The organism is Pseudomonas sp. HP_12 (genome assembly GCF_055283955.1).
This window is the reverse complement of the sequence record NZ_JBTOQG010000046.1, coordinates 1-720: the sequence shown is the minus strand read 5'-3', so window position 1 is coordinate 720 and position 720 is coordinate 1. Positions and strand designations below refer to the sequence as shown.

Here is a 720-nt window from a genome sequence, read left to right as displayed (position 1 = left end):
GTGGGCCCGCGCCGAACGGGCATCCATGCCCTGACGGCGCTCTCGCCGCATCCATGCGGCTCGGCCCACTCCGCGAGACCTGCGTTCAGCCTGCACCCAAGTCGCGATTGGCGGTGACTGGGCTTTTTGTGCATGAAGATCAAAAGCAGATCAAAAGCAGATCAACGGCTTCGCGGCTGAAGCCGGTCCCACTAAATGCGCGCGCTGCTGTTAGTGGGACTGGCTTTAGCCGGGAAGAGGCCAGCCCAGGCGGCGACAGTTTTGCTGATTGGACACCCCATCTTTGGGAGCGAGCTTGCTCGCGAATGCTTTATTTCAAACACCAGATATCTGTTGGATGTACCGACCCCTTCGCGAGCAAGCTCACTCCCACAAGTCCCTGGCGCTTGACCCACTCCGCGTCGTCTCCGTTCGGCCTGCACCCAAGTCGCGATTGGTGTCGTCTGGACGTCTTGCGTATGAAGATCAAGATCAAGATCAAAAGCAGATCAACAGCTTCCCGGCTGAAGCCGGTCCCACTAAATGCGCGCGCTGCTGTTAGTGGGACTGGCTTTAGCCGGGAAGAGGCCAGTTCAGGCGGCGACAGTTTTGCTGATTGGACACCCCATCTGTGGGAGATTCTATGGTTGTCATCAAGCCAAAATCCCCCCTTTCGGTTGATATTCGCTCTGATTTTTCATCAGGGAGAACGCGATCCGAGCGAGTTTGCGGCCAAGCATG

The 720-nt window shown here is 57.5% G+C and carries 1 protein-coding gene; it reads left to right on the top strand.

Annotation, left to right across the window (positions count from 1 at the left end; all coding sequences use genetic code 11):
- Positions 1-458: 458 nt before the first annotated feature.
- The coding region (locus tag ACYASU_RS21550; RefSeq protein ID WP_463583992.1) for a hypothetical protein at positions 459-720 on the top strand (262 nt) is incomplete at its 3' end.